15 protein-coding genes are annotated in these 14,762 nt (G+C 59.7%); 7 read left to right on the top strand and 8 right to left on the bottom strand.

Features of this window, described 5'->3' with window-relative positions; all coding sequences use genetic code 11:
• Nucleotides 1-153: 153 nt before the first annotated feature.
• Nucleotides 154-396 (bottom strand): hypothetical protein, encoded by a 243-nt coding sequence (locus AC1ECK_RS14020; protein ID WP_480320140.1) that lies wholly within the window; start codon nt 394-396, stop codon nt 154-156.
• Nucleotides 397-819: 423 nt separating this feature from the next.
• Between AC1ECK_RS14020 and AC1ECK_RS14015 the strand changes: the two genes are divergently transcribed.
• Complete coding sequence (locus AC1ECK_RS14015) at nt 820-1,023, top strand: cold-shock protein (protein WP_137956053.1); 204 nt, start codon at nt 820-822, stop codon at nt 1,021-1,023.
• A 428-nt stretch (nt 1,024-1,451) separates the two neighbouring features.
• Nucleotides 1,452-2,606 carry an exonuclease domain-containing protein gene (locus AC1ECK_RS14010; protein WP_480319983.1) on the top strand — a complete coding sequence of 385 codons (1,155 nt, stop codon included), beginning with the start codon at nt 1,452-1,454 and terminating at the stop codon, nt 2,604-2,606.
• Here the strand turns inward: AC1ECK_RS14010 and AC1ECK_RS14005 are convergent.
• The 3 genes from AC1ECK_RS14005 to AC1ECK_RS13995 form a co-directional block, all read right to left on the bottom strand.
• Entirely contained in the window at nt 2,603-3,205 is a 603-nt protein-coding gene (locus AC1ECK_RS14005) for a chorismate mutase (RefSeq protein ID WP_480319981.1), read from the bottom strand. The genes AC1ECK_RS14010 and AC1ECK_RS14005 overlap by 4 nt on opposite strands.
• Nucleotides 3,206-3,435: 230 nt before the next feature.
• A complete protein-coding gene (locus AC1ECK_RS14000) occupies nt 3,436-3,585 on the bottom strand; it encodes a hypothetical protein (RefSeq protein ID WP_166660758.1) in 150 nt (49 codons plus the stop codon).
• An 813-nt stretch (nt 3,586-4,398) separates the two neighbouring features.
• Nucleotides 4,399-5,523 carry an aldo/keto reductase gene (locus AC1ECK_RS13995; protein WP_480319979.1) on the bottom strand — a complete coding sequence of 375 codons (1,125 nt, stop codon included), beginning with the start codon at nt 5,521-5,523 and terminating at the stop codon, nt 4,399-4,401.
• A 116-nt stretch (nt 5,524-5,639) separates the two neighbouring features.
• On the opposite strand from AC1ECK_RS13995, the gene AC1ECK_RS13990 reads away from it, so the two are divergent.
• Nucleotides 5,640-6,560 carry a LysR family transcriptional regulator gene (locus AC1ECK_RS13990; protein ID WP_480319977.1) on the top strand — a complete coding sequence of 307 codons (921 nt, stop codon included), beginning with the start codon at nt 5,640-5,642 and terminating at the stop codon, nt 6,558-6,560.
• Nucleotides 6,561-6,587: 27 nt separating this feature from the next.
• Here the strand turns inward: AC1ECK_RS13990 and AC1ECK_RS13985 are convergent, their stop codons facing one another.
• Nucleotides 6,588-7,010 (bottom strand): DUF2628 domain-containing protein, encoded by a 423-nt coding sequence (locus tag AC1ECK_RS13985; RefSeq protein ID WP_480319975.1) that lies wholly within the window; start codon nt 7,008-7,010, stop codon nt 6,588-6,590.
• 633 nt (nt 7,011-7,643) lie between these two features.
• Between AC1ECK_RS13985 and AC1ECK_RS13980 the strand changes: the two genes are divergently transcribed.
• From AC1ECK_RS13980 to AC1ECK_RS13965, 4 genes are all read left to right on the top strand, one after another.
• Nucleotides 7,644-8,255, top strand: coding sequence for a TetR/AcrR family transcriptional regulator (locus AC1ECK_RS13980; protein ID WP_480319973.1), 612 nt, complete (start codon nt 7,644-7,646; stop codon nt 8,253-8,255).
• Nucleotides 8,256-8,398: 143 nt separating this feature from the next.
• Nucleotides 8,399-9,445 carry an aldo/keto reductase gene (locus AC1ECK_RS13975; RefSeq protein WP_480319971.1) on the top strand — a complete coding sequence of 349 codons (1,047 nt, stop codon included), beginning with the start codon at nt 8,399-8,401 and terminating at the stop codon, nt 9,443-9,445.
• A gap of 15 nt (nt 9,446-9,460) precedes the next feature.
• Nucleotides 9,461-10,324, top strand: a complete 864-nt coding sequence (locus AC1ECK_RS13970; protein WP_480319969.1) for an SDR family oxidoreductase — start codon at nt 9,461-9,463, stop codon at nt 10,322-10,324.
• A gap of 155 nt (nt 10,325-10,479) precedes the next feature.
• Nucleotides 10,480-11,301: an alpha/beta fold hydrolase gene (locus tag AC1ECK_RS13965; protein ID WP_480319967.1), complete on the top strand. Its 822-nt coding sequence runs from the start codon at nt 10,480-10,482 to the stop codon at nt 11,299-11,301.
• An 89-nt stretch (nt 11,302-11,390) separates the two neighbouring features.
• On the opposite strand, the gene AC1ECK_RS13960 is transcribed toward AC1ECK_RS13965, so the two are convergent.
• The 3 genes from AC1ECK_RS13960 to AC1ECK_RS13950 all read right to left on the bottom strand — a co-directional run bounded on the left by AC1ECK_RS13960 (nt 11,391) and on the right by AC1ECK_RS13950 (nt 14,667).
• Nucleotides 11,391-12,197: a COG4705 family protein gene (locus tag AC1ECK_RS13960; RefSeq protein WP_480319965.1), complete on the bottom strand. Its 807-nt coding sequence runs from the start codon at nt 12,195-12,197 to the stop codon at nt 11,391-11,393.
• Between the two features lie 165 nt (nt 12,198-12,362).
• On the bottom strand, nt 12,363-13,493 hold the full coding sequence (locus tag AC1ECK_RS13955; RefSeq protein WP_480319963.1) for a YncE family protein: 1,131 nt from the start codon (nt 13,491-13,493) through the stop codon (nt 12,363-12,365).
• 67 nt (nt 13,494-13,560) lie between these two features.
• Nucleotides 13,561-14,667: a porin gene (locus AC1ECK_RS13950; protein WP_480319961.1), complete on the bottom strand. Its 1,107-nt coding sequence runs from the start codon at nt 14,665-14,667 to the stop codon at nt 13,561-13,563.
• Nucleotides 14,668-14,762 lie beyond the last annotated feature (95 nt).

Below are 14,762 nucleotides of genomic sequence, written 5' to 3'. Positions count from 1 at the left end.
CGATTGCGTCGCCAATCATCTGAAGCTTCGGCTGTATACTGAAATCTCTGCTTTCCGAAGCAGACTTTTTCGTTGACGAAAAAGATCTCCAAACCTTTGTCAGCGCGACTTCCCGGTCGCGCTTTTTTTTGCCCCTAAGTTTCCAGGTCTGTTCTAGCGGATCTGGGTGGCCATACCGGTGGGTGCGAAATCCACCTCACTCACCACGCTCCAATCTTCCATTACGTAGTGGCGAGCGTCCATTGGGGAAGACAGCAGGTTTTGCCAGTGATCGCCATGCCACATTGGATCGAAGTCGAACGCGGACGATGTGGCCTGAGCGCCACTGTCCACGGGCGTTCCGCGCAGCGAGCCGGTAAGCCAGGCGGCAAGGCGCCGGAATTCATTCAAAAGCATGGCTGTCTCCTCATACATCTTGCCAATATCCATCTTGATACCGAGGATTTACTGCAGCAACTCGGACAAACACTTACGAATGACATGGTTTGTTACAAATAGCGGGAAAAATTCCCTATTTATGTATGCTGAAATGAAGTTCAGTAAAAATGACTTCATGATTATTCGGTTGCTACTTAAATGTGCTGAATCGTACTCAACTATTGCGCTGAGTCAGACCATGCTCGTTATGGTTTACACAGATAAGCGATTGTTAAAAATTCTCTTGACGCCCGATCTTTGTTGCCCGTATAACTGCAATGCTGAATTTCGACTGGCAGGCGTGATGGCGTATCGCTATCACGTCCCTCGTTCAGGGTGTATCGGTAATCGGCGTGAGGGCATTGCCCGTTTTAATCAAAAAATCTCGAGGGAAACTGGAATATGGAAACCGGTATCGTAAAATGGTTCAACGATGCTAAGGGCTTTGGCTTCATTACATCGGACTCCGGCGGTGACGACCTGTTCGCGCACTTCTCGGAAATTCGTAGCGAAGGGTTCAAGTCGCTCAAGGAAAACCAGCGCGTTTCCTTCGACGTGAAGACGGGCCCGAAGGGCAAGCAGGCGGCGAACATTCAGCCCCTGTAAGCCAGGCGGTTCGCGCAGTCGCATGTACTGCATCGCGGTATCAAGGAAAAGCCCTCGCATAGCCGAGGGCTTTTTTATGGGCATCTATCAATCCGCAAGCCTATACATCAGTCATCCGCGTCAATGCGGCGCGGAAGCGCGGCTCATCCTTAATATGGGTTTATGCTCTGGCGATATAGTCCGATTGGATGCGTCCAGCGGTTCATATCCTGCTTTGCTCAGGGTTTTCCAGTATAAAAATCTCAGGATTTATTGCAATCAGGTCATAAAAACATAATATTCACACGAGATTTATGCTGCCTGAAAGCAAACGAATGGCGTTTGCCAGCTTCGAAGCAGATACGTTAAAACCGTCATGCCACCTGCATCTCCACGTGCCAACTGGTGCATACTTGCCGCTAGCCACGCACCGAAACCTATTCCCGCCCATGTCTGAAGCGTTTTTGCAGAACCCCGCGATCGATGCGCCGATCGCATTTGTCGACCTTGAAACCACCGGGGGCTCAACCGGCGAGCATCGCATCACCGAAGTCGGCGTGGTCGAAGTCGGGCCCGAGGGCGTGTCGCGGTGGAGTACGCTGGTCGACCCACAACAATCCATCCCGCCGTTTATCCAGCAACTGACCGGCATCACCGATGCGATGGTGCGCGGCGCCCCGACCTTCGATGCGATCGCGCCCGCGCTGTTCGAGCGCCTGGACGGCAAGCTGTTTATTGCACATAACGCAAGTTTCGATCGTGGCTTCTTGCGCAGCGAGTTCCGCCGCGCGGGCCTGGCGTTCAATCCCGACGTTCTCTGCACCGTGCGCCTGTCGCGCGCGCTCTTTCCCGCGGAAAAGCGTCATGGACTGGACGCGCTGGTCGAGCGTCACGCCCTCGTGCCGTCCGACCGGCACCGCGCGTTGGCCGATGCCGATCTGCTGTGGCAATTCTGGCAGCGCTTGCACGGTCTCGTGCCTGTCGACGTGCTGCGCGCGCAAATCGACCGCACGCTGCGTCGTTACCGGCTGGCGGGCGAGATCACTGAAGACCTGCTCGATACGGCGCCGGCCGGTTGCGGCGTCTACGCATTCTATGGAGAAGGGGATTTGCCGCTCTACGTCGGTCGTAGCGTGCGGGTGCGCCAGCGTCTGCGCTCACATCTGACCGGCGAGCGCCGTTCGTCGAAGGATCTGCGGCTGGCTCAGCAAGTGCGGCGCGTCGAATGGCTCGCCACCGGCGGCGAGTTGGGTGCTCTGCTGGCAGAGGCGCAATGGATCGCCACACTGCGTCCCGGACAAAACCGCCTGCCACGGGTTGCGAAAAGCGATCCTGTCGATGCGCCCTGGCCGTTCGACGGCCCGATTGTCTTCGAGGAGCGCGACGCGGAATTGCAGGCCCGGGCCTTTCACGTGGTCGACCGCTGGCGCTACGTCGGTCACGCGCCTTCGCTCGCGCAGGCGGCGAGCCTGCATGCGTCGAGTGTCGCGGGCTCGTTTGAGCTGTCGACCTACCGCATCCTGCAGACTCATCTGGCGCGCGGCTTGCGGGTCATGCCGCTCGGTGCTGCCGTCAACCCGGCGGGTGCGGCGAACGTTGCCTAACCGGTTGCGCCCACGCCGCCCGATTCGCATACATGACCCAGTGCGTGGGTGAGGGCGCCTGAGCGCGTGGAGTCGTAGCGTGTCAATGACTTCCAGTTGGCGATGCCCTGCGCCACGCGCGATGGGCAGTCCGGCGCGGTGCGCAGCGTTTGCACGCGAGCGAGACCGGCGACCATCGACTTGGTCAGTTGATCGAGCTGAGGCCGGATACTGGTGACAAGGTCGGGCGCCGCGCCTTCCGGCGGCCGTGTGCTGCGCCAGGTGGCGAACAGGGCGTTTTGCACTTCCTTGCTGGCGTCGATCTGGTCCTGGAAGAAGGCGCGCGCAAACTCGGGGTCCACTTGCGCCGCTGCGGCGCGTTTGGCGACGTCGGCGAGCAAAGCGGCCTCCCGTGGCGCATCGGTAATCGCCTGGTGGTTGGCCCATTTCCACTGTGCGACCGGTTCGGCAAGCGCGAGCCTTTGCGACACAAGCGAAATCAGATTGGTCAGAGCGGTGTCGTCGCTGTCCGCGCGCGCGGCGGCGGGCGTCAGCGTGAGCGTCAACGCAGCGCACAGCGCAAGCGCACTCGTCACGCTGGAACGATACAAACGGTTCATGTGGGGGAAGATGACCGAACGGTCAAAGCGGAAAGCCAGAAGAATAAACGATGCGCAGCGCGCGCGGCGTGTATCTGCTTTCGAGGCGCGCGATCCAACGCGCCAGGTGATGACCCGGCGCGTCCCGAACGGCTACCGCGCCCCGTAACGACCTGTGTGATGTGCACGCGCGAGCATCAAGCTCACGCACCGTATGCGTGCCCCGGTTGCTGCGCTGCGCCAGCCTGGTATTACTTGGGCTCGCACGACTTGCGTTGTTCGTCGAAGAACGCGCGAACATGCTCCGGCAGTTCGGCGCCGAGGAACTCAACGCCGGCGGGTTCCGGATCCGGGCTGAACACTTTATCCGGGGTCGGAATCTTGGGCGGTTTGGCATCCATGATATTTCTCCTTTACGAACCGATTATCTGCCTCGGTCCCCGTTTTGCACCAGTGCTGCAAAGCGGTCACACTGCTTTTCATTGGCCATTTGTTGCTTTAACGGCACAACGCCACTCTGCTTGAATTCATTTGAATAAAATTTAACGGTTGTCCTGCAATTGCGAACGGTCGGACTAATCAGAACAATACCTTCCGCATGGCTTGAACAATGTCTGCAGCCTTGGGTGCGACAGTCCTCGCCGCCTGCTTATTGCACGACTGTTCGCACCTTCGGCCGCAGCATCCTGCAACATTCCTTGCTGATGCCGCCGCGCTCTTTCGCCACTAAGCCAAGCCGCTTGCACCGCTGCGCACGGCCGGATTGGTGCGTTGCAGCGCGCGGTTCCACGCATTGCAGGCCTGTTCAATGTCGAGCCGTTGAGCTTCATCTGGCCTTGGCTGCCGGGCACGACATCCCGAAATGCTATTGGCCTTCTCTCAGGCTGATCACTTATCAGGACCCTTAAACAATCCGTTTCGCTGCGCTGCACACATGCAGACGGATGACGCTGCGTATATCGTTTCCGGGCGCGACCGAATTCAAACGCGTCGAATTGCACCCTCAATTTTTTGTTAACGAAGGATTAGGTGATTCCGTTGACGCGTCTAACGTTCTTTTACGTATGCATATGAAAAGACGAATGCACGTCGCATCTCGACTGAGCGCGGCGTGCATTGATCCGGAAGCACAAAGCTTCTCTCGGATAACCCTGACGAATTGCGAGGCGAGCTTCTGCGCAAACCTCGCGTCTCCCAAGGGGTTAAGTGGGTCGTCAGGAAGCGTCGGCGTTCGGTGCCGGCACTCGCACTGGAGGGTCGAATGCCGAAGGCTTGTCGACCACCTCGACCTGGCCGTGAATACGTGCCTGATGACCGTCCGCAAACATGTAATACGGAAACGGACGCGCCGGTTCGGAGACGGCGTCGAGCCGCGCGATCAGTTCCGGCGCGAGCGTGAAGTCGAGTGAGCCGAGCGATTCCTGCAGTTGCTCGGGGCGGGTTGCGCCGACGATGATGCTCGACACGCCGCGTTTCTGGTGCAGCCAGTTCAGCGCGACCTGGGCCATGGGCCGGCCTGCCTCGTGGGCGACGGCCTCCAGCGCGGCTACGATCCGGAAGTTGCGCTCGGTCAGCTTGTCGAAGCCCGGCGGCGGGCTGCCCGCAAGACTTGCCAGCCGGCCTTCGCCCGCGATGCCGCGGCTCGCGCCATCCTGTGACGGACGATACTTGCCCGACAGCACCCCCATGCCGAGCGGACTCCATGGTACGAGTCCCATCCCGAGATTGGCGGCGAGATCCGCGAACTCATTTTCAGCGTTGCGCTCGATCATCGAGTATTCGAGCTGCATGGCCGCCACCGGTTCGAAACCGCGCCAGTCAGCGAGTGTCTGGGCCCGCCCGGCGAACCAGGCCGGCGTATCCGACAAACCGACGTAGCGGATTTTCCCGGCCCGCACGGCGTCGTCCATCGCGCGCATGACTTCGTCGACGGGCGTGACGCGGTCCCAGGTGTGCAGGTAGTACAAGTCGATGTAATCGGTGCCGAGGCGTTTTAGCGAGCCGTCCAGCGCACGCATCAGGTTCTTGCGATGATTGCCGCCCGCGTTCGGATTGCCGGCCTCGGCGTTGTAGCCGAACTTGGTGGCAATCACGAGCCGGTCGCGCAGGCCGCGCGCCGCGACAAATTTGCCCACCCACGTTTCACTCGTGCCTTCCGTATACAGATCGGCGGTATCGATGAAGTTGCCGCCGGCATCCACATAGAGGTCGAACAGGCGTTGGGAGGATTTCTCTTCGGCGCCCCAACCCCATTCGGTGCCGAACGTCATGGTGCCGAGTGAGATGGGGCTGACGCGCAGGCCGGAACGGCCGAGCAAGGTGTATTGGTGCATCGTCATGGTGGTGTCCTCCAAGGTAGTCGGGCAATGGAGGTATCGTGCGCCGATTCTTTGCTTGGAAAAATGGCTGTTGTCTGCAAGGATTATGAAGTCGTACTTCAAAATTGAGAGCGCGCTTGGATCCTGCACAATTACCTGCGTTGATGGCTTTCGCTGCCGTAGCGCGGCACGGAAGTTTCACGCGGGCGGCGGGCGAGTCGGGCGTCTCGGCGTCGGCGTTGTCGCAGTCGGTGCGCACGCTCGAAACGCAACTCTCGGTGCGCCTGTTCAACCGGACTACGCGCCGCGTCGCCCTCACCGAGGCTGGCGCGCAGTTTCTGGAGCACGTGCGGCCCGCGCTCGCAGCGCTCGAGGCCGCCTTCGACGCGCTCGACGAAACCCGCGACCATCCGGCTGGTACGTTGCGAATCAATCTCTCGCGGGTCGCGAGCGAATTGCGGGTGCTGCCGCACCTGGGTGAGTTCGCGCGCCTGTATCCGCACATCGGCCTCGAAATGGTGCTCGACGACGGACTCGCGGACCTGGTGGGCGAGGGCTTCGATGCAGGCATCCGGCTGGGCGAGCGCCTTGCGCAGGATATGGTGGCGATTCCACTGGGCGGCGAACTCCGTATCGTCGTGGCCGGTTCGCCCGATTATTTCGAGCGCTATCCGCCGCCTCAGACCCCGGACGACCTGGCTGGACACGACTGCTTGCGTTACCGGTTTTCGACGAGCGGCGGCATCTACCGCTGGGAGTTTGCGCAGCCGCGCGACCCGTCGCGAGTGTTCGAGGTGGACGTGCGCGGCAGCTTCGTGACCAACGATTTACGCACCATGGTGCGCGCGGCGGAGCAGGGTGTGGGGTTGCTGCACGTGACAGACGAGTACGTTCACGAGCAACTGGCAGACGGCCGGCTCGTGCCTGTGCTCGACGCGTGGTGCCCGCGCTTTGCGGGCTTCTATCTATATACGGCTAGCCGCTCGCAGATGCCGCTCAAGCTGCGCGTGTTGATCGATTTCCTGCAGGGCAAGTACCGCGAGCGGGCGCGGCGCTGAGCGGTTGCCCTCTTCGAGGGCTTTATCCTAGAACCGCATTCCTTCGAATGGATTCCAGCCTTGGCTGCCTTTTACTTCTTTCAGGTAGTAGGCGTAGTTCACGCAGAGCCCGAAGAGATAACCGAAACCGATGCTGATGCCGGTATCGACTGCGCGCGGAATATCTATCTGGGTGACTATCGAGAAAATCGTTTCCAGGACCGTCGTTGCCAGTGCGATCGCGAGCAGCGACAGTGCTTTCTTCCATAGCCCGAGCGCAAAAAAATAGAACGGACCGAAGAAGAAACCGAGGAAACTGAAATTGACGAACCGCTTCTTGTTGCGCGGCAGCGCTTTAAAGGCGGCACGAAACTCAGGGGAGGAGGGCGCGCCGTAAGCATCGAAGAAGTCAAAGCGTTCGCGCCACTTCGGTTTGATATCGGCAACCTTGGAAGGATCGGACGTGTTCAAGACAGTATGCCCCCAGAATAGAGTGATATAGACGTCGTCTTGGCGCGATATTCGCAGCGCATAAATCAGTGCGTTTGCGCTCGTGGACTGTACTATCAAACAGTCTCACGGTCATGTGTTGCTCTTATTTAAAACGGTGGCGAACGTGCCACATGCCATTTAAAGATGCGGCCCGTCATTCGTTGTCGGGATTATTCGAAGTGTTTGACCGCGCAATGAAGGTGTCTCTCAAGGCGCTAAGAGAACGCAGACCGAAGCGCGTCGCCAGGTCGTAGTTATGGGTGAGGCATGGGCTGAATACCTCGTGTATCTCCGTACGACCATTTCCCCGAAAACGAAGCGCCCGCGGTCGGCGCGATATATCGCTGACCACGAAGCCTTGGCGTCCCCCGGTGCTGAGACGAAGAAGCGTCACAAAGGCTTGACGGGGCCGGCCTACTGGCATCGTTGATGGTACTGAAGCTTAACGAACTCACCGACCGATGTGTGGCCGAGTGGTTGGCCGAAGAGGCGGACGAGCGACCGACGAATGCCGCACACGCGTCATTCCCCTCACACCCTACTTCGAATCCACCCTTTGCAAATAGATGGTGATCACAATATAATCGGTTCATCGAATCGGCGGAGAGCGTCATGAGGGTCAGTCGGGCACAGGCGGAAGAGAACCGGCGCGCGGTCATCGAGGCAGCCGGCCGGTTGTTCCGTGAACACGGTTTCGACGGGGTCGGCCTCAATGACCTGATGGGCGCGGTTGGCTTGACGCAAGGCGGGTTCTACAAGCAGTTCAAGTCGAAAGACGATCTGGCGGTTCAGGCCTGCGACCGTGTGCTGGCCGACAGCAGCGAACGACTGACCCGCCTGGTCGAAGAGGGTGGCGACGATCCGCTGGCGACCATAATCGGCCAGTACCTGTCTCATGATCACCGTGACCGGATCGGCGATGGTTGCATCTTTCCCGCACTTGGCACCGATGCTGCGCGGCAGGGGCCGGAAATGATCCGGAGTTTCGAAACCGGTATCCGGTCGTATCTGGCGACTCTCGATCGGGCCATGCAGATTTCGTCGGCCCACCGGGCGGAAAGAGATCCTGCCGTCGTGCTGTCGACGATGGTGGGGGCGCTTTTGTTGTCGCGTCTTACCGAGGACGAGGCGCTGTCCAGCCGAATCCTCGATGCGGCTGTTGGCAGTTTGCTTGATATCAATCGCAATTCCGGTATGGATGCAGTCGAGCGAGAAGGTTCGTGAACATTTGACTGCAGTCTGACGGAGCCCGGCAAAACCTTGGCCGGGCACGTTTGCCGTCCTGGATGGCATATTGCGTGTCGGCCGGCAGCGATTTTTCCTGAATTTTTTTCGATCTATACACGGAATAATAAGGAATCCGATTTATGCGTTATCAATTGTTTGGCAAGCATAGCGGTCTGCGGGTCTCCACGCTCGTGCTCGGAACCGGTAATTTCGGCACCCGCTGGGGACATGGCGCCGAACCCGACGAGGCGCGTCGTATCTTCGATGCCTATGCAGCCGCAGGCGGCAACTTTATCGATACGGCTAACGGCTATCAATTCGGCCAGTCCGAAGAGATCCTCGGCGATTTGCTGGCTGGACGGCGCGACGAGTTCGTGCTGGCCACGAAGTTCACGATGCGCACGGATGCCAACTCGGGCATTCTGGTCACGGGCAATAGCCGCAAGGCGATGGTCGCGTCGGTCGAGGCGAGCCTGAAGCGATTGAAGACCGACCGCATCGATCTCTACTGGGCCCATGTGTCCGACGGTGTCACGCCGGTCGAGGAGATCGTGCGCGGCTTCGACGATCTCGTCCGGGCCGGCAAGATCCTCTACGCGGGTCTGTCCGATTTTCCCGCCTGGCGCGTGGCGCGCGCCGCGACCATTGCCGAATTGCGCGGGGCGGCGCCCATCGCGGCCCTTCAAGTCGAGCACAGCCTCGTCGAACGCAGCACCGAGCAGGAGCTGTTGCCGGCCGGCCAGGCACTCGGCCTCGGCATCGTGGCCTGGTCGCCGCTCGGTGGCGGCATGCTGACCGGCAAATATCGCCAGGGTGAAAAGGGACGTGCCGAGGGGCTTGGCGGAAAAGTTTTCCAGGCCGAAAACTCCGCTCAGCGTACCGCGATCCTCGACACGCTGATCGCGATCGCGCAGGACGCCGGCGTCACGCCGGGCGAAATCGCCATCGCGTGGGTGGCGGCCAAGGGCTCGCTGCCGATCATCGGGCCGCGCACGCTGGCCCAGCTCGAAAGCAATCTCGCTGCGGCGAACGTGACGCTGTCGACCGGACAGATCGCGCGTCTCGATGCGGTGAGCGCGATTCGGTCGGGCTTCCCGTACACGGTCATCGACGATCCGGACACCCGGCAGCTCTACACCGGCGGCAAGGCCGGGCAGTTCGATGCACCTTCCGTAACCGTCGCATAAGTAAGGAACCAGGCAATGAGCAAGATTCTCGTGACAGGTGCGACAGGCGGATTGGGTAGCCAGGTCGTCGAATTCCTGCTGCAGCGCGTGCCGGCTGGCGAGATCGCCGCATTGGCGCGCAATCCGGCCAAGCTGCGCGCGTTCACGGAACAAGGCGTCGACGTACGGGCCGGCGACTATTTCGACCCGGCCTCGCTCGAACGCGCGTTTTCGGCGGTGGACAAATTGTTGCTCGTATCGACCGTGGCTTTCGGCGACGTCGTGACGCAGCATGCGAATGTCATCGAGGCGGCGAAACGGGCCGGCGTGCGCCATGTGCACTATGTCTCGCTGCAGCGCGCCGCAGGCAGTACGGTCGATATCCCTCCTGTGACACAATGGGAGCAGGAAACCGAGGCGTTGTTGCAGGCGTCGGGTCTCGACGTGACGATCCTGCGCAACACGATGTATTTCGACACGCTGCCGTTCGGCAAAAGCGTGGCCGAGGCCGGCATTCGCGTGCCCGCAGGGCAGGGCCGCGGCGCTTTCGCCAGCCGGCGCGAGCTTGCGGAAGGCGCTGCCGTGGTGCTGTCCAGCGACGGCCATGCCGGCAAGCTCTATACGCTCGGCGGCAGCGAGGCCATTGGCATGGCCGATATCGCAGCGGCAATGTCCGATGCGGGCGGACGCACGATTGACTATTGCGACGTGCCCGTCGCCGAGTTCGTCGATGCGCGTATCGGGGAAGGATTCCCCGAGCCGGTGGCGAACTTCTTCGCGGCGTGGTTCCACGCGATCGCGGCCGGCGAATTCTCCGAGGTCACGGGCGATCTCGAGCGTCTGATCGGGCGGCCGCCGCAAACGGCGCGGGACTTCTATCTCGCGGCGCCGCGGACCTGAAGGACGCGTTTTGGCGATCGCGGTGCCGCAATTTGTTCAAGCGACATCTGTACTGTGTATCGAGCCGGAACAGCCGGCATTGGGCAGGCTGTCCGGTTTTCTTGCCAGGCCATCCTCAGGTCGGGCGCTACACCGGAATGTCATAGGAGAAACACATGCCTTTTGTGACGACGCAAGATCGCACCGAGATCTTCTACAAAGACTGGGGTCATGGCCAGCCCATCGTATTCCACCATGGCTGGCCGCTCAGCGCGGATGACTGGGATGCGCAGATGCTGTTTTTTCTACAGCACGGCTACCGTGTCATCGCTCATGACCGGAGAGGTCATGGGCGATCGAGCCAGACCGCCGGCGGTCACGATATGGACACGTACGCCGCGGATGCGGCGGCCCTGGCCGAACATCTGGACCTCAGGGACGCGATCCACATCGGCCATTCCACCGGCGGCGGTGAGGTGGCGCGCTATGTCGCCCGCCACGGCAAGGGCCGCGTGGCCAAAGCCGTGCTGGTCAGCGCTGTTCCGCCAATCATGGTCAAGAGCGAGAGCAATCCTGGCGGCACGCCGATCGACGTGTTCGACGGGCTCCGCGCGCAGCTCGCCGCCAACCGGGCGCAGTTTTTCCGCGAGGTGCCGATTCCGTTCTACGGTTTCAATCGGCCCGGCGCGAAAGTCATCGACGGCGTGGTCGACAACTGGTGGCGTCAGGGCATGATGGGCGCGGCCAATGCACATTACGAGTGCATCAAGGCCTTCTCGGAAACCGATCAGACCGAGGACCTGAAAGCGATCGAGGTGCCGACCCTCGTGATGCAGGGCGACGACGACCAGATCGTGCCCTACGAGGACGCCGTCCTGCTTCAGGCAAAACTGATCAGGAACGCGACGCTGAAGATCTATCCTGGTTATCCGCACGGCATGCTCACGATTCACGCCGATGTGCTCAACGCGGACCTTTTAGCTTTTATCCAAAGCTGACGTAATCTGGCCGGCGCGATTGTGCCGATTGCGCTGGCGCTCTAACACGCGGAAGAGGCAGACTCCGATGCTGCGGATTTGCCGTCGACTCAATCCGAGAGAGCCTGGCCGGATGGAGTGAGATCCTGTTGTTTTTTTCTACACATCCAGATGATTCCCACGACCATGAAAGCTGCAATAGTCAAGGAAGAAGTAATGCGACCCAACTCCAGCCCATCTTCGCTATAAGGCTTGGTGAGCGTGTCGCCGAGTGTGGCTCCGAGGGGGCGCGTGAGGATATATGCGGCCCAGAAAAGTGCGCTGGGCGGCACTTTCTTCAGCCAGAAGTGCGCTGCGGCCACCACGGCGATCAGCCCGGTGAACGCCAGCGCGCCGCCGTCGAATCCCAGACCGACACTGGTCGCAACGAAATCGCCTAGTGCGGTCCCGAGCGTATTGGAAACCAGAATCGTGAGCCAGTAGAAGACTTCTTCCTTCCTGGTAGCAATGTTCTCGAACTCGACCCTGCCGACGACGCGGCGCCAGATGAAGAGGATCAGCAGAACGCCGCAAAACAACAGCAAGGAAGATTTCACATAACCGAGGCCAACGGTGCGGTCCAGATAATCCGATGTGGTCGTGCCGACGGTCGTTGTGGCGACCACCACTAGCCAATAAAAGAAAGGGCGGTACGATTTAGACGAGATCTGGGCAGTCAGCGTGACAAAGAAAAATGCGAGAAGGATGATGCTGCTGATCGCGTAACCGAGCTGCAATGTCATGGAAAGGGCGTCGCCGCCTGTCTCCCCCACCGTGGTCGCGAGAATCTTGACGATCCAGAACATCACGGTAATATGCGGGACTTTACTGACTAGATTCGTCTCGCCACGTTGATATGAATGCGGGGTTCGGGTCATCACATTATTCCTTTTACAGTTTTCCAGGCGTGTTGAATCAAAGGCAGCGCTCGCCTCACAACAGCAATTGAAACCGGCGGGTATGTGCCCAGGCCGGTTTGGACTCTTCAGCCCAATCATTGCGAATGGGCTACGGATATCGACAGGTCGTCGGCGAGCCCGTTCTTACTGTGTGGCAAATACCGATACTCCCGGGCTGGCAAACTCGGCGGAGGCGCCACCCGCATGCGGCACGAAGACGCGGTGTGACTCCCCGTCTACGGCAACAGAGTGAGCGTGGACTCCTGCGGGAACGCTGCCAAGGAAGTGCCGTGTCGTCGCATCGACAACGCCGAGTACCGAATCGAACTTCGCGTCTTTGCGTCCAACCTGAGAAACACCGTCCGCAGAGTGGTGGCCGGCCGGAAGGAAGTAGCGTTTCGACACCGGGTCGTAGACGACCTGGTCGACTCCGCCGAACGGCAATTCGGCCAGCGTCTTGCCGTTGCTGCGGTCGATGATCAACGTCGCCTGCTTGCTCCCCTCGTCGGGATCACATCCAATCAGCGCATCGTTGCCCGGTCCGATTGCAATGCCAGTTGGCGCCCCGCATCCTTTCAGTCCGAACACCTTCGAAACGCTGGGCTTTCCTGCAAGAACGGACTCAACAGGAATGACATCGACCTCGCCCTTCGGATTGGCTTGAGTGCCGTCGTTGTTCAACATGAAGTCCCTGTTCTTCGGGTCGTAGCCACACGCTTCGAGACCGGTGGAGTCATGCAGCGAAAGCTTGCCGACGACAGCTTGAGTCTGGGTATCGATGAATGTCGCAAACGGGGGCTTTCCGCCGCCACTCGAATACATCAGAATGTGGTGCTCCGGGTCGAGGCAACCCTCGTCGGCACGGATACCCTCGGTGCTGACTTCGATCGTTTTAACCAGCTTCTTTTCGGATACGTCGATAAGCTTGACCGCATTGACGTCTCCCACGTAGACCAGAGGGGTACCCGGGACCGGCGTCACACCTGCCGGCGAAGATGTATCGAAGGTTTTCCCCACGCCCGCAAAATCACCAGGAATCTGGGCAAGCAGCGTCATGGTTTTTACGTCGAATACATCCAGTGCGACATTCGATCCGTCGGCAAGGTAGTACTTTCCGTCTGCCGTCGCGCTTGTGTCGAAAGCAAAATGTGTCGCTACCTTTACGGGGATGTTTGCAGACCACTTTGGCAAACTGTCTGCCGCCTCATTGCCCCATGCATTGGCAAGCATCGCCAGGATTCCTGCTAGCGCGATTCCAGCGTATTTTCGTTTCATGTGTTGATATCTCCTATCAGTTGTTGCGGTTTTAAGTCAGGTGCAAGACAGGGAGTTCGTCCCTGATTCAAAACGAGTGAACAATACCGATGCGAACGTCGGCTTGCTGACCCGTCGACGACGGCGCAAAGGCCTCGCCGAGAACTGCATCGACACCGGCCGATGCTTTCACGTAGTCCGACGAGATATAAATCTGCGTCCTCTTGGAGAGGGCATAGTTGGCCGCCGCCGTCGCCTGATTCCATTTGTGCCCCTGAAAGCCCGTGTGCTGATAGCCGAATACGAACTGCAGGAACGGGGTGGCCTGATACGTCGCCCCGCCCTCATAGACGTGCATCACGGAAGCCTCGCCCTGGAACTTCAGCGTCGTATCGGTAAAGTTGCCGTAAAGGGTGAAATCACCAATCGCATACGAAGCGCCGATGCCGAACGTGGCCAACGAATGGAGCGTGAAGGCCGGCTGGAGGTCGGTGGCCGAATTGCCGGTTCCCGCCACGGTCGGTACGCCGAAGAAGGTGCGCAAACCGATCTGCGCGTACGGGTCCAGCGTCGGCGTTGCATCGAACGTATAGTCCGCGCCGATCGTCAGGGGGCCGTTTGCATACTGTCCGCCCACGCTCCACGCGCTGCCGTTATGGAAGCTTCCTGCCGTATTGCTGAAGCCATACATCGCGGCGAACTGGAATCCCTTGATGGTCGGGCTGGTGTATTTGACGGAGTTTGGCATCCGGTCGTTGTTGGTGTGGTCTAGATCCCCTTGATGGATTGCGTAGCCACTGCCGAGCGCACTCACATTGAACTGGTTGAAAAAATCGAAGGCCATGTCGTACTGGTAACCCATGGTGATCCTGCCGTAATCCGTCTCCAGGCCAATCAGGGCCTGGTGTGCGAATTCCGTATTGGCGGGAAGCATTTTCCCGCTGTTCAGATCGAACAGACCTTCAAGCTTGAACACCACCGTGTTGCCTCCACCCAGATCTTCATGACCGGCGAGGCCCCATATGTTCGGGTACAGCACGCCACTATCGAGCTTCGTGTTATGGCCGCTTCCCTCGTTGTCGACAAACGTGAGGCCCTCGTCGATTCTTCCGTACAGCGTGAGGCTGCTTTGAGCGTGGACAGTCTGGCTCATTAACGCAAACAACGTTGCAGCGCTCATGGCGAGCTTATTCATTCATTGTCTCCGCTATTTATTTTTTAAGGCAAAACGGTGCCCTCCCTCGCAAGAGGGATCGCTGTTCCCGAAAGGGAATGCCCGGCGGGCCGCCG

This window comes from Paraburkholderia sp. SSBN10T (assembly GCF_056619545.1).
The sequence above is the reverse complement of the archived record's forward strand: the minus strand, read 5'-3'. Positions and strand labels throughout refer to the sequence as shown.